General features: G+C 71.9%; 21 protein-coding genes and 2 pseudogenes. 6 read left to right on the forward strand and 17 right to left on the reverse strand.

Translation table 11 applies throughout. The annotated features are described in order from the left end of the window. Positions 1-70: 70 nt before the first annotated feature. A pseudogene (locus ACFPFQ_RS08475) lies at positions 71-259 on the forward strand (integrase core domain-containing protein); the annotation flags it as partial. Between the two features lie 399 nt (positions 260-658). Here ACFPFQ_RS08475 and ACFPFQ_RS08480 read toward each other — a convergent pair. Continuing rightward, complete coding sequence (locus ACFPFQ_RS08480; RefSeq protein WP_379616548.1) at positions 659-1426, reverse strand: TetR/AcrR family transcriptional regulator; 768 nt, start codon at positions 1424-1426, stop codon at positions 659-661. 87 nt (positions 1427-1513) lie between these two features. Between ACFPFQ_RS08480 and ACFPFQ_RS08485 the strand changes: the two genes are divergently transcribed. Next, complete coding sequence (locus tag ACFPFQ_RS08485; protein ID WP_379616550.1) at positions 1514-2374, forward strand: NmrA family NAD(P)-binding protein; 861 nt, start codon at positions 1514-1516, stop codon at positions 2372-2374. On the opposite strand, the gene ACFPFQ_RS08490 is transcribed toward ACFPFQ_RS08485, so the two are convergent. From ACFPFQ_RS08490 to ACFPFQ_RS08505, 4 genes and pseudogenes are all read right to left on the reverse strand, one after another. Further along, positions 2361-2936 carry a GNAT family N-acetyltransferase gene (locus ACFPFQ_RS08490; RefSeq protein ID WP_379616552.1) on the reverse strand — a complete coding sequence of 192 codons (576 nt, stop codon included), beginning with the start codon at positions 2934-2936 and terminating at the stop codon, positions 2361-2363. The two genes, ACFPFQ_RS08485 and ACFPFQ_RS08490, sit on opposite strands and share 14 nt — an antisense overlap. A gap of 37 nt (positions 2937-2973) precedes the next feature. Continuing rightward, complete coding sequence (locus tag ACFPFQ_RS08495; RefSeq protein WP_379616554.1) at positions 2974-3897, reverse strand: FAD-dependent monooxygenase; 924 nt, start codon at positions 3895-3897, stop codon at positions 2974-2976. A 59-nt stretch (positions 3898-3956) separates the two neighbouring features. Then, positions 3957-4670, reverse strand: a complete 714-nt coding sequence (locus ACFPFQ_RS08500; protein WP_379616556.1) for a fumarylacetoacetate hydrolase family protein — start codon at positions 4668-4670, stop codon at positions 3957-3959. Beyond that, positions 4667-5284 (reverse strand): annotated as a pseudogene (locus ACFPFQ_RS08505) (cupin); the annotation flags it as partial. The gene ACFPFQ_RS08500 and the pseudogene ACFPFQ_RS08505, both read right to left, overlap by 4 nt. Before the next feature lie 282 nt (positions 5285-5566). Between ACFPFQ_RS08505 and ACFPFQ_RS08510 the strand changes: the two are divergent. Next, positions 5567-6229 carry an IclR family transcriptional regulator gene (locus ACFPFQ_RS08510; protein ID WP_379616558.1) on the forward strand — a complete coding sequence of 221 codons (663 nt, stop codon included), beginning with the start codon at positions 5567-5569 and terminating at the stop codon, positions 6227-6229. 37 nt (positions 6230-6266) lie between these two features. Here the strand turns inward: ACFPFQ_RS08510 and ACFPFQ_RS08515 are convergent, their stop codons facing one another. Beyond that, complete coding sequence (locus tag ACFPFQ_RS08515; RefSeq protein WP_379616560.1) at positions 6267-7406, reverse strand: serine hydrolase domain-containing protein; 1140 nt, start codon at positions 7404-7406, stop codon at positions 6267-6269. A 30-nt stretch (positions 7407-7436) separates the two neighbouring features. Further along, positions 7437-8045 (reverse strand): QsdR family transcriptional regulator, encoded by a 609-nt coding sequence (locus ACFPFQ_RS08520; protein ID WP_379616562.1) that lies wholly within the window; start codon positions 8043-8045, stop codon positions 7437-7439. 133 nt (positions 8046-8178) lie between these two features. On the opposite strand from ACFPFQ_RS08520, the gene proS reads away from it, so the two are divergent. After that, entirely contained in the window at positions 8179-9597 is a 1419-nt protein-coding gene (gene proS / locus ACFPFQ_RS08525; protein WP_379616563.1) for a proline--tRNA ligase, read from the forward strand. An 18-nt stretch (positions 9598-9615) separates the two neighbouring features. On the opposite strand, the gene ACFPFQ_RS08530 is transcribed toward proS, so the two are convergent. The 10 genes from ACFPFQ_RS08530 to ACFPFQ_RS08575 all read right to left on the reverse strand — a co-directional run bounded on the left by ACFPFQ_RS08530 (position 9616) and on the right by ACFPFQ_RS08575 (position 19327). After that, the gene (locus ACFPFQ_RS08530; RefSeq protein ID WP_379616565.1) at positions 9616-10854 is read right to left on the reverse strand and encodes an ABC transporter substrate-binding protein; all 1239 of its coding nucleotides are present in this window, start codon (positions 10852-10854) and stop codon (positions 9616-9618) included. Beyond that, positions 10854-11912, reverse strand: a complete 1059-nt coding sequence (locus ACFPFQ_RS08535) for a branched-chain amino acid ABC transporter permease (protein ID WP_379616567.1) — start codon at positions 11910-11912, stop codon at positions 10854-10856. The genes ACFPFQ_RS08530 and ACFPFQ_RS08535 overlap by 1 nt, the downstream gene beginning before the upstream one ends. Beyond that, entirely contained in the window at positions 11909-12787 is an 879-nt protein-coding gene (locus tag ACFPFQ_RS08540; protein ID WP_379616569.1) for a branched-chain amino acid ABC transporter permease, read from the reverse strand. The genes ACFPFQ_RS08535 and ACFPFQ_RS08540 overlap by 4 nt, the downstream gene beginning before the upstream one ends. An 11-nt stretch (positions 12788-12798) precedes the next feature. After that, positions 12799-13509: an ABC transporter ATP-binding protein gene (locus tag ACFPFQ_RS08545; protein WP_379616571.1), complete on the reverse strand. Its 711-nt coding sequence runs from the start codon at positions 13507-13509 to the stop codon at positions 12799-12801. Continuing rightward, positions 13506-14282: an ABC transporter ATP-binding protein gene (locus ACFPFQ_RS08550; protein ID WP_379616573.1), complete on the reverse strand. Its 777-nt coding sequence runs from the start codon at positions 14280-14282 to the stop codon at positions 13506-13508. Before ACFPFQ_RS08550 ends, ACFPFQ_RS08545 begins: the two co-directional genes overlap by 4 nt. A gap of 31 nt (positions 14283-14313) precedes the next feature. Next, positions 14314-15297: a PDR/VanB family oxidoreductase gene (locus ACFPFQ_RS08555; RefSeq protein WP_379616575.1), complete on the reverse strand. Its 984-nt coding sequence runs from the start codon at positions 15295-15297 to the stop codon at positions 14314-14316. Next, positions 15294-16403, reverse strand: a complete 1110-nt coding sequence (locus ACFPFQ_RS08560; RefSeq protein WP_379616577.1) for a Rieske 2Fe-2S domain-containing protein — start codon at positions 16401-16403, stop codon at positions 15294-15296. Before ACFPFQ_RS08560 ends, ACFPFQ_RS08555 begins: the two co-directional genes overlap by 4 nt. Before the next feature lie 13 nt (positions 16404-16416). Beyond that, positions 16417-17472, reverse strand: coding sequence for a cupin domain-containing protein (locus ACFPFQ_RS08565; protein WP_379616579.1), 1056 nt, complete (start codon positions 17470-17472; stop codon positions 16417-16419). Further along, positions 17469-18683 carry an FAD-dependent oxidoreductase gene (locus ACFPFQ_RS08570; protein WP_379616581.1) on the reverse strand — a complete coding sequence of 405 codons (1215 nt, stop codon included), beginning with the start codon at positions 18681-18683 and terminating at the stop codon, positions 17469-17471. The genes ACFPFQ_RS08565 and ACFPFQ_RS08570 overlap by 4 nt, the downstream gene beginning before the upstream one ends. A 158-nt stretch (positions 18684-18841) precedes the next feature. After that, positions 18842-19327 carry a MarR family winged helix-turn-helix transcriptional regulator gene (locus ACFPFQ_RS08575; protein ID WP_379616583.1) on the reverse strand — a complete coding sequence of 162 codons (486 nt, stop codon included), beginning with the start codon at positions 19325-19327 and terminating at the stop codon, positions 18842-18844. Positions 19328-19487: 160 nt separating this feature from the next. On the opposite strand from ACFPFQ_RS08575, the gene ACFPFQ_RS08580 reads away from it, so the two are divergent. Continuing rightward, complete coding sequence (locus ACFPFQ_RS08580; RefSeq protein WP_379616585.1) at positions 19488-20345, forward strand: fumarylacetoacetate hydrolase family protein; 858 nt, start codon at positions 19488-19490, stop codon at positions 20343-20345. A gap of 2 nt (positions 20346-20347) precedes the next feature. Continuing rightward, entirely contained in the window at positions 20348-21427 is a 1080-nt protein-coding gene (locus ACFPFQ_RS08585) for a mandelate racemase/muconate lactonizing enzyme family protein (protein WP_379616587.1), read from the forward strand. Positions 21428-21430 lie beyond the last annotated feature (3 nt).

The raw sequence follows: 21430 nt of genomic DNA on the forward strand, positions 1-21430 counted from the left end.
GAAGTGTTCGAGGAGCAGCTACGCTCACTCCAACAACCCGGTGTTGCAACGACCGGTTGAACCCAGGGTGGTCTACACGTCCAAGGGCTACGCCGCACTCTGCGCACGGCTCGGGGTGACCCAGTCGATGGGTGCCGTGGGGACCAGCGCCGACAACGCGCTCGCGGAGTCGTTCAACGCGACCCTCAAACGCGAGGTAAGGCCCCGCCCCACGGGCAGCCACAACCCAAAGCCGGCCCGTTCTCAGGCCTGCCGGTGGGGCGGTCGCGTGATAGCCCTCTGGGAGGTCGACGGGAGGGCACGACCCCTCTCGGAGATCTGCCCCGCCGGCGAGGCGGCACGAAAGCCGGGCACGGAACCCAACCGCACCTGACCGGCGGTAAGGCCGGGCACGCCACCCAACGCGACCCGCCAGACCCGTAATCCCGCAACCGTCGACCCAACTCGCGGGCCCATCTGTCGCAACTCGCGGGCCGTTCTGTCGCAACTCGCGGGCCATCGGGCCTTACTCGCGGTGTATCCTGTCCCGACTCGCGCACCCCTCCTCCCCACCGTGTCGAGATCGCGAAATCACCGTGTCGGGATCGCCAAATCACCGTGTCAGAATCGCCAAATCACCATGCCGAAACGGCGAAATCACCGCGCCCGGATGCCGAAATCACCCGTACTCGCGGGTCGATCCGTCGCAACTCGCGGGTCCATCGCTCCCAACTCGCTGGCCCATCCGTCCCAAGCGGGCCGTGATCCGGTCCAGCCACTCGCACAGCAGCGCGCGCTCGCCGTCGCTGAGCCCGGGCAGTTCCGGCGCCACGGCCCGGAACGCGACGGCCGCCGCGGTGGTGTCATCGGTGGGGAGGGCCGGTGCGTCGGTGAGGATCGCGCGCGTCACGGCGTCGTACATCGCGTCGGTCAGCGTGAGATCGCGGTGTTCGGGCGGGCTGGCGAGCAGCGCCAGCACGGCTCCGGTGCCGGCCGCGTGGATGAGCTCGACGGCGCGGGGTTCGGGCACCCTGAGCCGGCCGGCCGCGGCGACGCGGTGCACCCGACCGCGCAGCACCTCCATGCCCGCTGCCGTGGCCGGTGACAGCGCTCCGCGGCGGGGATCGATGAGGAGCCCGAACAGGGCGGCGTTGGCCAGGCCGAAACCGATGTGGGTGTCCCAGCCGGCCCGCAGGTCCGCAACCGGGTCGCCGGCGTCCTCGACGCGGGCCTTCTCCGTGACGTAGGTGGCGAAGACGTGCTCGGCGACGGCGTCGAGCAGCGCGTCCTTGTCCTCGAAGAACCGGTAGATGGTGGGCGCCTGCATGCCGGCCGCCTGCGCGACCGCGCGGGTGGTGACCGCGCCCGCGCCCTGCTCGCCCAGCAGTTGCGCCGCGCACTCCACGATGTGCGCTCGCGTCTCGTGCCTGCTCGCACTCTCCACCATGTTTCCAACGTTAGCAGGTGGTCGATATCGTCGGTTGCAAACGGTGGTAGCTTGTTGATGGGAACGTCGTTATCAAAGGAGTGCGTCATGATCATCGTTACCGGTGTGACCGGACAGCTGGGCTCGCGGATCGTCGATCGGCTGCTCGATCGGGTGCCCGCCGACGAGGTCGGCGTGAGCGTCCGCGACACCGGGGCGGCAGCCGACCTCACCGCCCGCGGGGTGCGGGTCCGGCACGGCGACTTCGCCGACCCGTCGTCGCTGGCCGCGGCATTCGAGGGCGCGGCGCAGGTGCTCGTCGTCTCGACGAGCCGCACGGGTGCGGACGCGGTCGCCGACCACGCCGCCGCGATCGGTGCCGCTCGGGTGGCCGGGGCGCGGCGCATCCTCTACACCAGCCACCAGGCCGCCGCCGCCGACTCGGCCTTCGCGCCCATGCCCGACCACGCCGCCACCGAGCGGCACCTGGCGGCAGCGGGCGTCGCGTTCACGGCACTGCGCAACGGGTTCTACGCCAGCACCATCCCGCACCTGCTCGGTCGCGCGCTGGAGACCGGCGAGCTCGTGGCGCCCGCCGACGGGCCCGTCTCCTGGACGGTGCACGACGACCTCGCCGAGGCGACCGCGATCCTCCTCGCCGACGAGGGCCGGTTCGACGGTCCGACGCCGCCGTTGACGGCACCGGACGCGCTCGATCTCGCCGACGTGGCCGCGATCGTCAGCGACCTCACCGGTCGCACGGTCCGGCGGGTCGTCGTCGACGACGCGGAGTGGACGGACGCGATGATCGCGCACGGCATGCCGGTGGAGCAGGCGCGCCTGCTGCTGGGCATGTTCCGCGCGGCGCGTGCGGGGGAGTTCGCCACCACCGGTCCGGAGTTGGAGAAGGTCCTGCAGCGCCCGGCCACGCCGGTGCGCGCCCTGCTCGCCGGGATCAGTGCAGGGTGACCGTCCGGGTCACGACCCAGCGGTGCGGGGAGATCGGCCGGGTGCGGGTGAAGCCGTGGTTCTCGAACGCGGCCATCGGTCCGGTGTGGAGGAACGAGCCCGACAGCGTGCGGTCGTCGGTCTCCTCGGGGTAGCCCTCGACGACGCCGCCCCCGTGGCGGGCGATCTCCACCAGCGCCCCGCCGAGCGCGGCATCGGCGACGCCCCGGCGCCGCTGGCCCTTGCCGGTGAAGAAGCACGTGACACGCCAGTCGGGCAGGGTCACGAGCCCCTTCTCGTAGAGCCGCCTGCTCTTGATCTCCGGCAGTTCGGCGGTGGGGCCGAACTGGCACCACCCGAGGCACTCGTCGCCGTCGAGCACCAGCGCGGCGTGGGTACGCCCCTCGCGGACGCGCTGCTCCTTCTCGGCCCGGTTCTGCGCCGGGGTGCGACCCTTGCCGAGCTCGAGGTGGAACCCCACGCACCAGCAGCCGCCCCAGACGCCGTTGTTGGCCTCGACGAGCTGGGCGAACGCGGGCCACGTGGACTCGTCGAGGGGCCGGACGGTGTGGGTCTCGGACACGCCCCCAGCATGCCGCACCCACCGCCGGGTGGGGCGATCAGCCGCGGTAGAGCCAGTCGATGTGGCGGTAGTCGTGCGGATCCCGATCCCTGAGCAGCGCGTTGCGGGTGGCCCGGAACAGCCCGTCGCCGTGCCACAGCTCGCCCCACTGCCGCGCGGTGCGCTGCACGTGCGCTGTGCGGGCGGTGCGGGTGCGGGCATAGCCGGCCAGTGCCGCGTCCCAGTCGTCGGGGTGTTTGTCGAGGTGCTCGGCCAGGCAGTCGGCGTCCTCGATGGCCTGGCAGGCCCCCTGCGCGAGGTACTGGAGCATGGGGTGGGCGGCGTCGCCGGTCAGCGCCAGGCGCCCGTCGATCCAGGTGTCGATCGGCTCGCGGTCGTACATGCGCCACCACCGGTCGCGCCAGAGGTCGGCCAGTGCGGCGCGGACGGTCGCGCAGGTGCCCGCGAACGCGGCATCGAGCTCGTCGGGGGTGCCCCAGTCGGCCTCGCCGTCGAGCGCCTTCGGGGAGCGGAAGACGGCGACCTGGTTGAGCAGCTCCCCGCGGCGCAGCGGGTACTGCACGAGGTGACAACCCGGCCCGACGAACACGACGACGTCGGAGAGCGCGAGGCCGCTGGTGTCGGCGAGGTCGGTGACCGGGACAGTCCCGCGGTAGGCGACGTAGGCGGAGCTGACCGGTTCGTCCGCGCTGAGCCGGGCGCGCAGGGTGGAGCCGAGGCCGTCGGCGGCCAGCACGATCCGGCCGGTGTCGCGGCGGTGCTCGCCGATCGCGGTGGCGTGCTCGGGCGCGCCGGCCACGTCGGTGACGGTGGCGCTGGTGACCAGGTCGACGCCGGCGTCGCCGCAGGCGCGGACGAGTATCGCGTGCAGGTCACTGCGGTGGATCACGACGTAGGGCGCGCCGTAGCGGCGGGCGGCGTCGGCGAGGTCGAGGTGGGTCAGCTCGTGCCCGACCGCCACCGCGCCCTCCAACGCATCATCAACCAAGATCAACCGACGGCGGCTTGACACAGGGCAACTCATGCGGGTACCGCCACCGCGGCCTGCGCGGCGTTGCGCTGCACGCCGAGTCCCTCGATCGCGGTGACCAGCCGGGCACCGTCGCGCAGGTAGCGCGGGGGAGTACGGGCGTGGCCGACGCCGCCGGGCGTGCCCGTGGCGATCACGTCGCCGGGGTTGAGGGTGATCATCGTCGAGATGTAGGCGACGAGCTGGACGGGGTCGAACACGAGGTCGGCGGTGTTCGCCGCCTGCACGGTCTCACCGTCGACGGTGCATCGCAGCTCCAGCGCAGGCCGCACGCCCCCCGGCAGCTCGTCGGGTGTGACCAGCTCGGGCCCGAACGGGGTCGTCGCCTCGAACGTCTTGCCCTGCAACCACTGCGCCGAGCGGTACTGCCAGTCGCGCAGGGTGACGTCGTTGAGGACGGCGAAGCCGGCGATTGCCGCGGCTGCCTGCTCCTCGCCGGCCCGCCGGACCGGCGAGCCGATGACGACCGCCAGCTCGGCCTCCCCGTCGATCTTCGCGGACGCCGGGTCGAGCGTGATCGGGTCGCCGGGCCCGTTCAGTGCCTCGGGGAACTTGGCGAACAGCGTGGCGGCCGCGGCACGCTCGCGCCAGCCCGGGTCGGCCAGCAGCGCGCCGAGATCGGGAGCGTCGATCTCCACGGCCCGGGCACCGTCGATGCGTGCGGCGCGGGTGCCCGCCGTCGTGCGCAGGGTCGTCAGCCTCATCGTCGAGCTCCGGGGTTCGTGTCGATCTGGACGCGGTCGGCGTGCAGGCTCTCGAAGATCGGGGTGTCGGCGAAGCGGAAGAGGTCGAGTCCGGTGTCGGCGTGCAGCGTGAGTGGCTGCCAGGACGGGACGGCGACGAGGTCGCCGCGGGCGATCTCCCAGGTGCGTTCGCCGACCTGGACGGTGCCGGTGCCGTCGAAGACCTGCCAGACCGCGGAGCCGACCTCGCGGCGGGTGGCGGTGGTGGTGGTGGGGCGCAGCCGGTGCATCTCGGCGCGGATGGTGGGCATGACGTCGCCGCCGGTGGTGGGGTTGGTGAAGCGGACCGCGGCGTGTCCGGGTTCGACGACGCCGGGGTGGCCCTCGGTCTCGAGGGTGAGCTGGTCGGTGAGTGCGGCGTCGGTGTGTTCCCAGCGGTAGGCCGCGATGGGGGAGCTGGGTGTGGGTCCGGGTTGGGAGACCGGGCGCAGCCCGGGATGGGCCCAGAGGCGTTCGGCGCGGGAGCGGTCGGGGGTGGAGTGGTCGTCGACGGTATCGGGGCCGGTTTCGAAGAAGGCGGATCCGATGTGGTGGACGAAGGGGATGTCGAGGCCGTCGAGCCAGGCCATGGGGTCCACAGCGGTACCAGCAGTTCCTGCTCGAAGCCGCGGTAGAGCTCGTCGAGCTCGGGTGTGGGACGGGTTGTCCGGGGCCTTCGGTGGCATGCAGCGTGACGGGCGAGACGGTCGCGGTCATGCTGCGAACGATAGGTCTCTTCTTCCTGGCGGACGCTGAGGTTCTGGCATGAAGAACAAGCCGGCGTACGGGATCGACTCGGTCGACCACGCGCTGCACCTGGCGGCGATCCTGCAGCAGGAGGGGCCGCTGCGGTCACCGACGCGGCGGTGCGGCTCGGGGTGGCGCGCTCGACCGCGCACCGGCTGCTCGCGATGCTGGTGTACCGCGACTTCGCCGAGCAGGACGACGACCGCCGCTACGTCGCGGGGCCGATCCTGCGTCGCTCTCCCACCCCCGAGCCGGTTGCCGAGCTGCGCCGGATCGCGCTGCCGCACCTGCAGGGGCTCACCGCGCTCACCGACGAGACCACCAACCTCATGGTGGTGGTGGGCGACCAGGCCCGGTTCGTGGCCACCGCCGAGTGCGGGCAGGTGCTGCGGGTTGGGGACCGCGAGGGTCGGATGCTGCCCGCCCACCTCGTCTCGGGTGGCCGGGTGGCGCTGGCCGCACTCCCCGAGCCCGTCGTGACGGCGCTGTACGCCGTGCCGGACTCTCCGGTCGCCGATCTGGCCGCGCTGCTGCGCGACCTGCGCCGGATCCGCCGGCAGGGCTTAGCCGTCAACGACCAGAAGACCGAGGCCGGGGTGACGGCCATCGGCTGCGCGGTTCCCGGCCCGGCAGGCTCCGTCGCAGCCGCCCTCTCGATCGCCATGCCGACGGCGCGCTATCGCCGCGATCGGCTCGCCGGCTGGGTGCAGAGCCTCACCACCGTCGCGGAGCGGATCGGACGGGAGCTGCAACAGCGCTCGGGAGAGGACACGACCGGCGCGACCGTCTCGTAGAACGCGACGATCGCGCCGTTCGTCGTGGGGAACCCGGTCAGCCGAGCGCGGCGTAGACGGCCTGGGTGTAGGCCGCGCTGCGGACCGAGCCGATGATGCCCGCGGCCATGTTGTTCATCATGTAGGACAGCGTCATGCGCCGCTCGAGGTCCATGATGATCATGGATCCGCCCCACCCGCCCCAGAAGCAGATCCTGCCTTCGGGGATCCACGGCAGGGTGTCGGCCTGGGGGAGCCCGTAGCCGATGCCCCAGCGCAGCGGCACGCCCAGCACGAGGTCCACGCCATGGGCCTGCTCCTCGAAGATGAGGTCGATCGTCTCCTGGCCCAGCAGCCGGACACCGTCCACCGTGCCGCCGCGGGCGATCACGGAGAGGATCCGCGCCACGGATCGCGCGTTGCCATGGCCGTTGGCGCCACCGATCTCGGCCCGGCGCCAGCCCGGGGTGTTGGCGTCGGTCGCGGCGGCGACCGGGCCGGTGAACGTCCGGTAGGCGGGGCTGTCGGTGCCCGCGGCCGCGAGGTCGATGTCCAGCGGCGGCGGCGCGATCACGTCAGCGATCCGGCTCCAGTCCGGCTCGGCCGCACCGATCTGGAAGTCGGCTCCCAGCGGACCGGCGATCTCCTCGGCGACGAACTGCTTGAGCGACTTCCCCGTGATGCGGCGGACGACCTCGCCGATGAGGTGGCCGAAGTTGAGCGCGTGGTAGCCGGAAGCGGTTCCCGGCTCCCACCACGGGGCCTGCGCGGCCATGCGCGCGGCGGCCTTGTCCGCGTCGTAGAGGTCCTCGATGACGGCGGGCTGGTCGAGCCCGGAGACGCCGGACGTGTGCGAGAGCAGGTGCCGGATCCGGACGTCCTGCTTGCCGTTGGCGGCGAACTCGGGCCAGTAGTCGGCCACCGGCGCCCGGACGTCGAGGAGCCCGCGGTCGACGAGCATCAGCGCGGCCAGCGCCGTGACGGTCTTGGTGGTCGACCAGACGTTGGTGATGGTGTGCTCGTCCCACGCCGTGGTGCGGGCCGCGTCGCGGTGGCCGCCCCACAGGTCGATCACCCGCTCGCCGTCGATGTCGAGCACCAGCGACGCGCCCACCTCCTCGCCGGTCCCCAGGTTCTGTTCCAGCGCGGCGCGAACGCCGTGGAACCGGTCCTCGCACGTGCCCTCGGTGCTGACCATGTCGGTCTCCTCGTCGGGAGTGGTGGCTTCTCAGCGGTGTTGCGATCCGTGCAGCAGTGCGGCGATCGCGACGTCGGCCTTGTGGGCGTCGGGCTGCTCGCCGGTGATCAGGTCGGTGTAGATGAACGACTCGGCGATCCGCACCACGAGGTAGGCGAGATCCGGCAGCGGGATCGTGGGGTCGAGGTGCCCACGGTCGCGCTCCTGCTCGAGCAGCCGCTCGAACCCGGCGACCACGTGCTGCTGCAGCGGGCTCGCCTTCGTGGTGATCAGGCGCAGCGCGCGCTCGGTCTCGCGCTGCAGGAACGCGTGGTAGTAGGTGGCGTCGATGAGGGACTGGCAGAACAGGCCGACCACCCGCCCGATCCGGTCCGGTCCGGTTCCGGTGGCTGCCTCCGCTGCGCCGCGCAGTGTCGGATCGGCGAGCGAGGTGAGCACGGACACCAGGAGCTGGTCGCGGTTGCCGACCCAGCGGAACAGGGTCGTGCGATCGACGTCCAGCGTGGCGGCGAGCTGCTGCAGGTCCACCCGCTCGCCCGCCATGAACGCCTTCCTGGCCAGCCGCAGTGCCAGCGCGGCGTCCGGTCGGACATCGACGGTGGTCGAGGCCTCGTCCGTTCGGTGACCGGCAGCACTCACTCCTGCATCGTATGCCGACTTTGATGCAACGAACAAGAGAAACGTTGCACATAAGGTTCCCCGTGCCGTTAACGGTTTGCCGGTGTGGTTAGCGTTTTCGGTGTCCCGTTCGCACGCAAGAAGAGGCAGCTCTGTGGCCAAGGCCGTACTCACCCCGCAGGCGGAGAACTTCCCCGCCTGGTACCAGGACGTCATCGCTCGCGCCGAACTGGCCGAGAACGGCCCGGCCAGGGGGACCATGGTCATCCGACCGTGGGGGTACGCGATCTGGGAGCTCATCCAGGCCGACATGGACCGGCGGATCAAGGCGACCGGGGCCCAGAACGTCGCGTTCCCGATGTTCATCCCCATGAGCTTCCTGGAGAAGGAGAAGCAGCACGTCGAGGGCTTCTCCCCGGAACTGGCGGTGGTCACGCACGGCGGCGGGGAGGAGCTCGCCGAGCCGCTGGTGGTGCGTCCCACGTCCGAGACGGTCATCAACCACTACTTCGCCAAGTGGATCCAGTCCCACCGGGACCTCCCGATGCTGCTCAACCTCTGGAACAACGTGGTCCGGTGGGAGCTGCGGCCGCGGATGTTCCTGCGCACCACCGAGTTCCTGTGGCAGGAGGGCCACACCGCCCACGCCACCGCGGCCGACGCGGCGGCGGAGACCGAGCGCATGCTGCAGGTCTACCGGCAGTTCATGGAGGAGTCGCTCGCGATCTCGGTGGTGGTGGGGGAGAAGTCGCCCGGTGAGCGCTTCGCCGGTGCCGACCAGACCTTCACCTGCGAGGCGTTGATGCGCGACGGCAAGGCGCTGCAGATGGGCACCAGCCACAACCTGGGGTACAACTTCGCGCGCGCCTTCGACATCTGCTACCTCGACGCCGACGGCGAGCGCCGCCATGTCGCCACCACGTCGTGGGGCACGTCCACCCGGATGATCGGCGGCACGATCATGGTCCACGGCGACGACCACGGGCTGCGCCTGCCGCCGGCGATCGCGCCGCACCAGGTGGTGATCCTGCAGCTCGACGACGCGGTCGAGACGGCCACCGAGGTCGGGCGCATCGCCGACGCGCTGCGCGCCGCCGGGGTGCGCACCCACGTCGACGCGCGTACCCACACCTCGTTCGGACGGCGCTCGGTCGGCTGGGAGCTCAAGGGCGTGCCCGTCCGGATCGAGCTGGGTGCGCGGGAGCTGGCCGCGGGGCGGGCCACCGTGGTCCGCCGCGACGACCGCAGCAAGACCACGGTCGCGCTCGACGGCGCCGCCCGGGCTGCCACCGACCTGCTCGGCGAGATCCAGCAGGGGCTGCTGGCGGCCTCGCGGAGCTTCCGGGAGGAGCACACCCGGCCGGTCACCGACCTCGGCGAGTTCACCCGGCGGGTCGGTGACGGCGGCCTGTTCCTCGCGGCCTGGTCCGGCACGCCCGAGTCGGAGCAGGCGCTCGGCGAGATCGGGGGCGCCACGATCCGCTGCATCGTCGACGCCGACCCGCCCGCGTCGCACTGCCTGGTCACCGGCGCACCGGCGAAGCACGCGGTGCTGATCGGGCGGGCCTACTGACCGGCGGCGGGTGGCGACTCAGTGGCCGGGCGCCGGCAGGTTCGCCCACCCGCCGTTCTCGAAGTGCTGCAACGTGATCCCGTTGACCGGTGGTGCGGTGCGGTTGGTGCCGTCCACACCGAGACCGGGGAGCAGGATGTCGATGTCGTCGACCTTCAGCGCGTTCAGCGAGTCCATGAGGCCCTGCCGGCTGATCGTCTTCATGCCCTTCAGCGCCTCGACGAGCGCCGCGGCCGCGGCGTAGGTGTAGGGCGCGTTCGAGATCATGGGGTTCGCGTCGGCGGCGTAGCGCTTCATCTGCGCCGTCATGGTCGTGACGGCCGGGTCGTTCGCCCAGAGCGGGTCGTCGGCTCGCTTCACGAACGACGCCGAGTACAGCTCCGGGTAGCCGGTGAGCTTCGCGGGCGCGATGACCTGGCTGATCGACGAGCTGACGCTGGCGATCACGACCTTGGGCTGCCAGCCCAGGGTGAACGCGTGGTTGATCGCGCCGCCGACCACCGACGGGATCGCGGCGAGGTAGAGGACGTCGGCCTTCGTCGCGGCCAGGTTGGTGATCTGGCTGTCGACGGTGGCGTCGGTGGGGGAGTAGGACTCGACTCCTGCGATGGTCACCTGCGATCCGGCCACGCCCTCCTCGAGCCCGTGCAGGTAGACGTCGCCGAGCGTGTCGGACTGGCGCAGCACGGCCACGGTCAGCGGCTTGCCCAGCGACGCGAGGTACTTGCCGTACGCCACGCCCTCGGACGCGTACGTCGGCTGCCACCCGATCGTCCACGGGTTGGCCGTGCGGTCGTTGCTGAACACGGCGTCGCCCGCGTTGACGAAGGCCTCGGGAACGCCGTCCGCGTTGGCCTTCTTCATGATCGCCAGGTTGGTGGCGGTGCCGAACGTCTGGAACAGGCTGAAGACCTTGTCGGACTCGACGAGCTTGCTGTAGTTCTGCACCGCCTTGGCCGGCGTGTAGGCGTCGTCGTAGTAGACGAACGTGATCTTGCGCTGCTTCCCGTCGGACATCATGACGCCGCCGGCGGCGTTGACGGTCTCGAAGTACGCCAGTGCGGCGCCCTTCGAGGCCGTGCCGTTGGCGCCCAGCGGGCCTGACAGGGCGAAGCTCGAGCCGATCGTGACGGTCGTGTCGGTGATACCGGGTACGGCTCCGGCGTCGGTGGTGGCTGCGCGGCCACCGCATGCGGTGAGCGCGAGTGCGAGCGCGGCTGTGGTGGCGAGCAGCCCGACGAGCTTCGGTGATCGCATCAGGGTGTCCTCTGTGGATTCGGGTGGGGGTGATGGCCGACGAGTTCGCCCTCGCGTGCCGGCGAGGGCGCCGCGGTCGCCCGCGGTCCCCCGGCACCCGTCGGTTCCTGCACGTGCGGCGCGCGAGCCGGGAACCGCGCGAGGATCCAGACCAGCCCGCCGTGGATGCCCTTCGGGAAGAAGACCAGCACGACGAGCAGCGCGATCCCGAACACCAGGTAGGAGCGCCCGGGCGCGACCTGGTCGGTGACGGACGGGACCACGACGTAGAAGGCGGCGCCGATGACCGAGCCCAGCGAGCTGCGCAGCCCGCCGACGACCGCGGCCACGAGCATCAGGATCGTGAGGTTGAGGTGCAGCGTCTCCGGCGAGATGAACTGCACCGCCACCAGGCACAACCAGCCGCCGAGCCCGCCGCACAGTGCGGAGACGGTGAAGGCGAGCACCTTGTAGCGGGTGACCGGCACGCCCATCGCGGTCGCGACGATCTCGTTGGTGCGCAACAGGTCCAGGCCGCGCCCGACCCGGCCACGCAGCAGGTTGTGCACCAGCAGGAAGGCCACCGCGGCGATCACGAGCACCACGTAGTAGCGCCACTGGTCATCGGCCAGCCCGGACCACTCCGGTGCGGGCAGCGCCTCGACCGTCCGGCCCTCCGAACCGCCCGTGACGTCCTTGAGCCGCACGGCGAGCGGAACGGCGATCACCGGCAGCGCCAGCGTGATCGTGCCGAAGGCGAAGCCGCGCGTGCGGACGGCGGGCAACGCGATCAGCGCACCGACCAGGCCGGTGCCGCCGATCGCGAGCACGAGGCCGAGCACCACGGGCCAGCCGTTGGCGAAGCCGTACGCGGCGATGTAGCCACCCAGCCCGAAGAAGGCGGCCTGCCCCAGCGAGGCCTGCCCGGCGTGCCCGGTGATCACGTCGAGGCCGCGGATCGCGACGGCGTACGCCGCGACCAGCGCGATCTGCAGGTTGAGGAACGGGCTGGCCGACAGCGGCAGCAGCGCGAGTACCACGACGGCGGCCACGGCGGCGATCCAGCGCAGGCGCCTCATACCCGCACCACCTCGCGGCGCCCGAACAGGCCCTGGGGCCGCACCAGCAGCACCACCGCCATGAGCAGCATCGGCACCAGGATCTGCAGGTCGGATCCGATGGCGGCGATGAACGTGCCGGCGAGGTTCTGCGCGATCCCGATCACCCAGGCGGCGAACACGGCGCCGAGCGGGCTGTCGAGGCCACCCAGCACGGCCGCGGCCAGCGCGTAGACGAGTACGGCGTCCATCATGTCCGGATGCAGCGAGATCGTCGGGGCCACGAGGCAGCCGGCGATCGCGCCGACCACCGCGGCCAGCGCCCACCCGCTCATCAGCAGGGTGCCGACGGGCAGCCCGGACTGCGCGCTGGACTCGGGGTTCTCCGCGACCGCCCGCATCGCCAGCCCGAACCGGGAGCGGTGGAACAGCAGTTGCAGGGCGATGACGATCACGACGAGTGCCGCGACCACGCCGACGTCGGAGGCGGTGACGAAGACGGGACCGATCGCCAGGTTCGCGGTGGGGAACAGCGACGGGAACGGCTTGAGCTCGGCGCCCCAGATCAGCCTGATGAGCCCGTTGAGGCAGATCAGGACGGCCACGGTGACGATGATCGTGATCACCTGGCTGCCGCCCTCGAAGCGGCGGATCAGGTACCGCTCCAGCAGCCCGCCGAGCAACGCCGACGCGACGGCGGCCACGAGGACGGCGGGGATGATCGGCAGCCCGAGGCTCACCACGGTGTAGGCGAGGTAGGTCGACACCACGGCCATCTGACCCTGCGCGAAGTTGACCAACCCGGTGCTGCGGTACACGAGGACCAGCGCGAGTGCCAGCGCCCCGTAGATGGATCCCGACGTGATCCCATCGGCGATCTGTTGCAGGAAGGACATGGGAGGACCCCTCAGGTTCCGAGGTAGGCGCGGCGGACGTCGTCGTGGCCTGCGATCTCGGCGGCGGCGCCTGCCATGGCGACGCGCCCGTTCTCCAGCACGACGGCGTCGTCGGCGAGTGCGAGTGCGAGGTTCGCGTTCTGCTCGACGACGAGGACGGCGGTGTCCCACTCCACGCGCAGCAGCGGCAGCAGGTCGAAGATCTGCCGGGTGATGCCGGGCGCGAGGCCGAGCGACGGCTCGTCGAGCACCAGCAGCCGGGGACGCGCCATCAGCGCGCGCGACATCGCGAGCATCTGCTGCTCACCGCCGGACAGGGTGCCGGCCGCCGAGCGGGCCCGCGTGGCGAGGATCGGGAACAGCGACCGGCACCGGTCCAGGTCGGTGGCGACGCCGCTGCGGTCCCGGCGGCTCAGCGCGCCCACCAGCAGGTTGTCCTGCACCGAGAGCTGCGCGAAGGTGCCCCGGCCCTGCGGGACGTGGGCGATCCCGAGCCGTGCGACCTGGTCGCTCGTGAGCCCCGCGAGGTCGTGCCCGTCGAACGTGACGGTGCCGCGGCGGGCGATCATGCCGGTGATCGCCCGCAGGGTCGTCGTCTTGCCGGCACCGTTGGCGCCCAGCAGCGCCGTGGTGGCGCCGGGTGCCACCGCGAGGTCGACATCGTGGATGACCTCGCCCTCGCCGTATCCCGCGGTGAGCCCGCGGACGGTCAGGAGCGTCATGCGGCCGCCCCCAGGTAGGCGTCGACCACGACCGGGTGGCGCTGCACGTCGGCGGCGGGACCCTCGACGACCTTCGCGCCCTGCACCAGCACGACGACGGTGTCGGTGATCGCGGCGACCATGCCCATGTGGTGCTCGACGAGCACGATGCCGACGCCGAGGTCGGCCCGGACCCGGCGGATCTGCTCGCCCAGCTCGTGCACCTCCTCGTGGGTGAGGCCGGAGGCGAGCTCGTCGAGCAGCAACAGGGCCGGGCGCGACATCAGTGCCCGAGCCAGCTCCACCCGCTTCTGGCTCCCGTAGGGCAGCTCGCCGGCGATCACGTCGGCCAGGTGCGCGATCCCGAGGTGGTCGAGCAGCTCCCGCGCCCGTTGTGTCACGGCCCGCTCCGCCCGCCCGACGGCGATCCGCAGCGCGTAGCGCACCGGCCCGCCCGTCAGCGTGCTGTGCCCGCCGACCACCACGTTCTCCAGCACCGAACGGTCGCGCTGCAGCACGGGGTGCTGGAACGTGCGCGCGATGCCGTTGGCGGCCCGGGTGTGGGGCGTGCTGTGCGTGATGTCGTTGCCCCGCAACAGGATCCGGCCCGCCGTCGGCCGGTAGTAGCCGCAGATGCAGTTGAACAGGGAGGTCTTGCCGGCGCCGTTGGGGCCGACGAGCCCGCAGATGGCGCCCTCGGCGACGGTGAGGTCCACGCCCGAGAGCGCCCGCACCCCGCCGAAGGCGAGGCTGAGCCCTTCGACGCGCAGCAGTGGTGGGTCGTCAATAGGCATGGGTGTCTCCCGGGAGTGGCAGAAGGGCAGGTCAGGGCAGGTCGAGCACGAGCGTCGACAGGCCACCGGTGGGCGACGTGCTGGCCACCCGGCTCACACAGGTGCACAGGTAGTCACCGGCGGCGTGCTGCGCGTCGCTGAGGAAGACGTCGCGGTGGTCGATGACCCCGTCACAGGCGAGGACCCGGACCTCGCACAGGCCGCACTCGCCGCGGCGGCAGTCGAACATCATCTCCGCGCCCGCGGCCCGCAAGGCGTCGAGCACGGTGCTCCGCGCGGCCACGGTGGTGCGCAGCGCGAGCCGCGGCACCTCGACCACGAACTCCTCGGCGGGGTGGGCGCCGCTGCTGCCGAACGTCTCGAACCGCAGGTGAGCGGCGTGTCGCCCGGCCGCGCGCCAGGCCGCCCGCAGCGCCTCGAGCAGCCCGATCGGGCCGCACACGTACAGCTCGTGGGCGGCGGGTACACCGGCGACGAGCGCGGCAGCGTCGATCGTGGCGCCCTCGGCCTCGACGACGAGCTGCACCGGACGGTCGAGCCCGGCCAGCTGGTCGACGAACGCCATGGCGGCCCGGTCGCGGCCCGCGTAGACGAGCCGCACGTCCGCGCCCGCCGCGCACAGCTCGCGGAACATCGGTGCCAGCGGGGTGATTCCGATGCCGCCGGCCACCAGCACGTACCCGGGACGGCCGCGGGTGAGCGGGAAGTACTGGCGCGGTTCGCTGATGCGGAGCCGGTCCCCGGCGGCCAGCCCGTGCAGGTAGCGCGAGCCGCCACCGCCGTCCGCGGCCAGCCGCACGGCGATCTCGAGGGTGCCGGCGGCCGGGTCGCTGCGGACCACCGAGTACGAGCGCGTCCCGGTCCGCCCCTCGACGAGCACCATCACGTCGATGTGGGTGCCGGGGGCAGCAGGCACCGGCCGCTCACAGGACAGCGTGATCGAGCGGATGCCTGCTGCGGCGTCGCGGACCGCGGCGACGGTCACCCACGACCAGGCGGCCCCGGCGGTCGTCATCGGCCGGTGCCCGCGGGGACAGCGCCGGCGAGCTCCCGGTCGACCAGCGCGTCGATCGCGCGCCGGGCCCACATCCCGCCCGCGTCGATGTTGAGGTTGTAGAACGCGTGGCCCGGGTTGGCCTCGATGGCGCGTTGCTGCGCGGTCAGCATCGCCACGTCCTCGGCGAAGACGCGCGTGACGCCGTCGCGCAGCTGCGTGGTGATCCGCTGCTCGCCCAGCCGGTAGTCGCGCGCGATCGCCCAGAAGTAGTGGCAGGTGGTCGCCGTCTCGGGGGTGATCGTGTTGAGGATCCGGTTGGCGACGCCGTGGCTGCGGTCGCCCTGGGGCGCACCGGTTCCCGCCTTCGCGATGCCGACGTCGATGGTGATCGTCGACGGCGCCGCGAAGTTGATGATCTGCCAGCGGTCCACCGGCCCGGCGTAGTCGGGGAACACCGTCTGCAGCTGCGCGGACCAGAACGGCGGCGGCGTGATCCCGAGCATCCACTTGGTGGCCGTGACGGTGCTCCCGTCGTGGACGACGTCGAGCCGCTCGTGGTTGATCTCGGCCTGTGCCAGCGTGCTGCGGTGGACGAACGCCTCGTGGGTGAGGTCCATGAGGTTGTCGAGGATCAGCCGGTAGTCGCAGTCGAGCCGGATCGAGGTGCCGTCACCGGCCCAGCCCGGATCGGCGTTCCAGTGCATGTCGGGCACGCGGTCGGGGTCGGCCCTGGCCGGGTCACCGGTCCAGACCCAGACGAAGCGGTGCCGCTCGACCACCGGGTAGGACCGCACGCAGGCACTCGGGTTGAGGGTCTGCTGCGCGGGCATGAACGTGGCGCGGCCGTCGCCGTCGTAGCGGATGCCGTGGTAGCCGCACTCCACCTCGTCGCCGATCAGCGCACCCATCGACAGCGGCACCAGCCGGTGCCAGCACGAGTCGGCCAGCGCGACGGCCTGGCCGTCGGTGCGGCGGTAGAGCACGAGCGGCTGGTCGGCGACGCGGACGGGGCGCAGCGTGCGGCCGACCTCGTGATCCCAACCCACGGCGTACCAGGCGTCGAGGGGGAAGGCGGGACGGTCGTCGTCCTGCAGCAGCGTCGGCGGTCCTGCGGGCTTCGTCATGGGTTCGCGCCCTTCAGCGGAGTTCGTCGCGGTAGAGGCCCAGCGCCCGTACGACGGGCTCGTTGCTGTAGGCGAACAGGACGGCGTCCGCGGATCGCGACGCGTTGATGTGCTGGTAGGTGGCCCAGGACGGCACCACGAGCACGTCCTTCTCGCCCCAGTAGATCTCCTGGCCGTCGACGACGGTGGTGCCCTCGCCGCGCACGACGTGCAGGATCGTGCCCGCGGTGTGGCGCCGCGGCGCGCCGTGGAAGCCCGGTACCAGCCGCTGGATGCGGCAGGCCATGGTCGGCATGACCGGGCCACCGGTCCACGGGTTGGTGTACTCGAGCTGGATCCCGTCGACGGCACTGCCCGCGGCGTCCTCGGCGATCGCGGCGAAGGCCCGCTCGGTCTCGGCCCACGGGTAGTTGCCGATGGGCGAGCTGACCGTGCGCTCACGGATCCAGGTGGGGTTGAGCCTGCCGTGGATGAACTGCGCCGAGGACAGGCCGTCGGGCACCGAGCTCTGCTGCGCGGTCTCGCCGTGGAGCTCGAAGAACTGCGCGTCCAGCGCGTTGACGATCGGGAAGTCCAGGCCGTCGAGCCACATCATCGGCCCGTCGCCCTCGTGGTAGTGGTCGTGCCACTGCCAGCCCGGGGTCAGCAGCAGGTCGCCGGGGTGCATGTGGACCCGCTCGCCCGCCACCGTCGTGTAGGCCCCGGAGCCCTCGATGATGAAGCGGAACGCGTTGGCCGCGTGCCGGTGGGCCTGGGCCTGCTCCCCGGGCAGGATCACCTGGATGCCGGCGTAGAGCCCGGTGACGGTGGCCGACTCGGCCTGCAGCCCGGGGTTGACCAGCATCAGGACGCGCCGCTGCGCCTCCTCGATCGACAGGACGTCGGCGAAGTGCAGCATGTACGGGCGCAGCGCGCCGTAGCTCCAGTGGAACGGCACCGCCCGCGTCGCGGGCTCCGCGGGGAAGAGGTTGCCGAGGTGGCGCCACAGCGCCCCGACCCCCAGCTCGGCCATCTCCGCGTAGGCCTGTTCGGTGTGACGGCGGAGTGAGGACACGGATGTCGCGGTCATCGGGCGTGCTCCAGTTGGGTCGTGGTGCGTGCGGCGTCGTGGCCGTAGAGCCAGTCGACGGGGGCGAAGTCGTCGGCCGGGCGCTGGGCGAGCAGTGCGGCGCGCATGCTCGCGCCGACCCCGTCGATGTGGAGGATGTCGCCCCAGGTGCGAGCCGTGGTCTGCACGCGGGCGGCGCGGGGTGCTCGCAGTGCCTCGTAGGCCTTGAAGGCGGCCGCGGTGTCACCGGGATGGGCGGTGACGCTGTCGGCCAGCGCGACGGAGTCTTCGATGGCCTGGCAGGCGCCCTGCGCGAGGTACTGCAGCATCGGGTGGGCCGCGTCGCCGACGAGCGCGATGTGGCCCCGCGTCCAGCCGCCGACCGGCTCCCTGTCCACCATGGACCAGCGCCGGGAGCGGTCGATCAGTCCGACGCCGCGGGCCACCTCGGCGCACGTGCCGGTGAAGGCGTTGTCGAGCTGGCGGCCGATGTCGTCGGCGTCGGCGGTGTAGCGGCGGGTGTCGAAGGTGGCCACCTGGTTGCAGAGCTCGCCCCGGCGCACCGGGTACTGCACGAGGTGCAGGCTCGGGCCGACCCAGATCACCATGGCGTCGGGCTCGCGCAACCCGCCGTCGGCGGTCACCGCCTCGATCGGCACCGTGCCGCGGTAGGCGACATAACCGCAGTCCAGCGGCGGGCCGTCGGCGATCAGCAGGTCGCGGGTCAGCGAGTGCAGGCCGTCGGCGGCCACGAGCGCGTCGGTGTCGTAGATGCTGCCGTCGGCGCACGCGACCAGCGCGCCACCGTCGCGCGGGGTCACGGCCGTGACGTGCTTGGAGGCGAGCAGCTCGACGCGTCCGCTCGCCAGGCACGCGGTCATGACGGCCTGGTGCAGATCGGCGCGGTGCGTCACGAAGTAGCGGTAGCCGAAGCGCTCGCGAAAGGTCTCGGCGGTCTCGAGCGCGGTGATCGGCTCGGCGGTCACGGCGTCGCGCAGCACCAGCCGCCGGGGGAAGAACGCGTCGCGGGCGACGTCGTCGAGGACGCCGAGCCGGTCGAGCACCCGGGAGGCGTTGGGGCCGACCTGCAGGCCGGCACCGACCTCGGAGAACTCCGGCGCGCGTTCGAGCACGCGGACGTCGTGGCCGTCCCTGGCCAGCGCGAGCGCCACGGTCAGCCCGCCGATCCCGCCGCCGATCACGAGGTAGGCGCTGTGCTGCGGCTGGGTCATCGAGCAACCCGTCGCGGCACGCTCTCAGCGAATTTCGTCAGCATACTGATGAAAATGACATGGGCGGTTTCGCGTGTCAAGGGGCCGGGTGACGTGCTCCAGTCGTGAGCAATGCTCACGAAAGGACCGCGATGCGCCGCGGTCAGGGGGGCGGGGGTTCAGTCGAGCTGGTAGTCGAGCAGCCCGCGATGGTGGTCGAGCACGGCCGCGAGCAGTGACGTCAGCTGCGTGCGCTGTGGCGCGTCGAGCCCGTCGAGCATGGCCTCGTTGACCTGGACGGCCCGGCGGGTCGCCTCGGCGTGGGCGCCCCGCCCCGCCGCGGTGAGCCGGATGACGCGGCGTCGGCCGTCGGTGGGGTCCTTGACCTGGCTGACCAGCCGGCGCGCGACCAGGCGGCGGATCACGTCGGCGGCGTTGGAGCGGTCGAGCCGGGCATGGGAGCGCAGCGTGGTCTGGGTGAGCTCCCCCTCGTTGGCGAGCGCGTGCAGCACGGCGAACTGCGGCGAGGTCAGCCCGCCCGGGAAGGCCTCGGACCAGATCGCCACGTGCAGCTGCTGGCAGGAGCGCAGCAGGTGCCCGATCATGTCGGTCAGCTCCAGGTCGACGGCGGCCGTCGCCCCCGTCGGAACCGGCCGAGCCACCATGGTTGCCCCTGCCCTTCGCTGCTCTCGTCGATCGGCATCCGGATCGTACAAGCCGACCGGTGGCGACCGGTCGCTTGACCGGCGTGTTGACAGAATCATATCGTCAGCATGCTGACGATTGATCGTAGCGACGAATCCGCGACAGGCGAAGGACGGCACCATGCGACTCGTGACCTATGACGGCGGCCGGATCGGTTACCTGGCCGACGATCGGGTGGTGGACCTCGACGGCATCGTCGGTGCCACGCAGTCGGGCGGGCCGAGCGCCATGCGCCGGCTGCTGCAGCGCTGGGACGAGGTCCGCGACAGCCTCCCGGCACCGACGCCGCACAACAGCATCCCGCTGCGCGACGTGGTGCTCGGCGCCCCGGTGCCGGACCCCACCAAGATCGTCGCGGCACCGGTGAACTACCGCGACCACAAGTCCGAGATGCAGCTGTCGGTCGACATCAGCGACCTGGCGGTGTTCCTCAAGGCCCCGTCCTCGATCATCGCGACCGGTGGCGCGGTCGTGCTGCCCTACTCGGACCGCCGCGTCGACCAGGAGGGCGAGCTCGCCGCCGTCATCGGCAGGCGGGCCCGCAACGTCTCCGAGGCCGAGGCACTCGACCACGTCGTCGGCTACACCGGCCTGCTCGACATCACCATGCGTGGGGGAGAGGACCGCTCCACGCGCAAGTCCTTCGACACGTTCACGCCGATGGGCCCGTGGCTGGTCACCAGCGACGAGGTCGGCGCGGTCGACGCGATCGACCTGGACTGCACGGTCGGCGGCGAGCACCGGCAGAAGACGAGCACCGCCAACCTCATCTGGGGCGTCGCGAAGCTGGTCTCCTACATCTCCACCGTCATGACGCTCGAGGTGGGCGACGTGATCGCCACCGGTACCCCGTCGGGCGTGGGTCCGCTCACGGCGGGCGACCTGATCACGCTGACGCTGTCGCGGATCGGCACCCTGACCGCCACGGTCGTGAGCAACGACCCGGGACCGTCGCCGACCGGCACCCGGAAGCGCTGACGATGGCCACCGTCACCGACGTCCGGACCGGCTGGTCGCAGATCCCGCTCGGTGCGGGCCGCGGCGGCTCCGGGGCCACCAAGGTCGACCTGCTGCACGTCACCGTCACCGACGACGAGGGCGCCACCGGCACCGGCTTCACCTACGCGCTCACCGGTGGCGCCGACGGCGTGCACGCGCTGCTCGGCGGCACCGTCGGAGACCACGTCGTCGGCGTCGAGCTCGACCACTGGCCCCAGTGCTGGCAATGGATCTGGGACGACACCCACCGGCTCGGGCGCGGCGTCGTGCTGCCTGCACTGTCTGCTGTGGACATCGCGATCTGGGACCTGCGCGCCCGCCGGGCCGGCTTGCCGCTGTTCCGCTTCCTCGGTGCCCACCGCGACGACGTCGAGGTCTACGGCAGCGGCCGGGCCACCCATGCCATGACGCCCGACCAGCTCGTCGAGGGGGCGCAGGGCTACCTGGCCGAGGGCTACTCCGCGATCAAGCTGCGCATCGGTGCGCGGCGCGCCGAGGAGGACGTCGCGCGGGTCCGCACCGTCCGCGAGGCGGTCGGCGACCAGGTCCGGATCATGGTCGACTGCAACGAGCGGCTCGACCTGCCGACCGCCCAGTGGGTCGGTTCCCGGCTGCGCGACCTCGACGTGTTCTGGATGGAGGAGCCGCTGCGCTCCGACGACATCGCCGGGCATGCCACCCTCGCCGCCGGGCTCGGGTTGCCGATCGCCGTGGGCGAGCACCTGCACGGCCGCTTCGAGTTCGCCGCCTACCTGCGCGAGCGGGCCGCATCGGTGCTGCAGCCCGACGTCCCGCTCACCGGCGGGGTGACCGAGTGGCTGCGGATCTCCGCGATAGCCGAGGCCTCCGGGGCGACGCTGAGCCCGCACTTCCTGCCGGAGCTGCACGTGCACCTCGCCGCCGCCGTGCCCAACTGCCCGTACATCGAGCACTTCCCGCTGATCGACGACGTGCTGCACGAGACCCTCCCGATCGTCGACGGCCGTGCCGCGCCGCCGGACCGGCCGGGTCACGGCATGGCCTGGAACCTCGACGTGCTCGACGACCTACGGATCCGCTGACGC

The sequence above is a fragment of the Pseudonocardia sp. GCM10023141 genome (genome assembly GCF_042653605.1).

Excerpts from the sequence above, each read along its gene's own strand:
- ACFPFQ_RS08480 (WP_379616548.1), bottom strand. The coding sequence starts at position 1,426 with ATGGTGGAGAGTGCGAGCAGGCACGAGACGCGAGCGCACATCGTGGAG.
- ACFPFQ_RS08485 (WP_379616550.1), top strand. The coding sequence starts at position 1,514 with ATGATCATCGTTACCGGTGTGACCGGACAGCTGGGCTCGCGGATCGTC.
- ACFPFQ_RS08500 (WP_379616556.1), bottom strand. The coding sequence starts at position 4,670 with ATGAGGCTGACGACCCTGCGCACGACGGCGGGCACCCGCGCCGCACGC.
- ACFPFQ_RS08515 (WP_379616560.1), bottom strand. The coding sequence starts at position 7,406 with ATGGTCAGCACCGAGGGCACGTGCGAGGACCGGTTCCACGGCGTTCGC.
- ACFPFQ_RS08530 (WP_379616565.1), bottom strand. The coding sequence starts at position 10,854 with ATGCGATCACCGAAGCTCGTCGGGCTGCTCGCCACCACAGCCGCGCTC.
- ACFPFQ_RS08535 (WP_379616567.1), bottom strand. The coding sequence starts at position 11,912 with ATGAGGCGCCTGCGCTGGATCGCCGCCGTGGCCGCCGTCGTGGTACTC.
- ACFPFQ_RS08540 (WP_379616569.1), bottom strand. The coding sequence starts at position 12,787 with ATGTCCTTCCTGCAACAGATCGCCGATGGGATCACGTCGGGATCCATC.
- ACFPFQ_RS08545 (WP_379616571.1), bottom strand. The coding sequence starts at position 13,509 with ATGACGCTCCTGACCGTCCGCGGGCTCACCGCGGGATACGGCGAGGGC.
- ACFPFQ_RS08550 (WP_379616573.1), bottom strand. The coding sequence starts at position 14,282 with ATGCCTATTGACGACCCACCACTGCTGCGCGTCGAAGGGCTCAGCCTC.
- ACFPFQ_RS08555 (WP_379616575.1), bottom strand. The coding sequence starts at position 15,297 with ATGACGACCGCCGGGGCCGCCTGGTCGTGGGTGACCGTCGCCGCGGTC.
- ACFPFQ_RS08560 (WP_379616577.1), bottom strand. The coding sequence starts at position 16,403 with ATGACGAAGCCCGCAGGACCGCCGACGCTGCTGCAGGACGACGACCGT.
- ACFPFQ_RS08565 (WP_379616579.1), bottom strand. The coding sequence starts at position 17,472 with ATGACCGCGACATCCGTGTCCTCACTCCGCCGTCACACCGAACAGGCC.
- ACFPFQ_RS08570 (WP_379616581.1), bottom strand. The coding sequence starts at position 18,683 with ATGACCCAGCCGCAGCACAGCGCCTACCTCGTGATCGGCGGCGGGATC.
- ACFPFQ_RS08575 (WP_379616583.1), bottom strand. The coding sequence starts at position 19,327 with ATGGTGGCTCGGCCGGTTCCGACGGGGGCGACGGCCGCCGTCGACCTG.
- ACFPFQ_RS08580 (WP_379616585.1), top strand. The coding sequence starts at position 19,488 with ATGCGACTCGTGACCTATGACGGCGGCCGGATCGGTTACCTGGCCGAC.
- ACFPFQ_RS08585 (WP_379616587.1), top strand. The coding sequence starts at position 20,348 with ATGGCCACCGTCACCGACGTCCGGACCGGCTGGTCGCAGATCCCGCTC.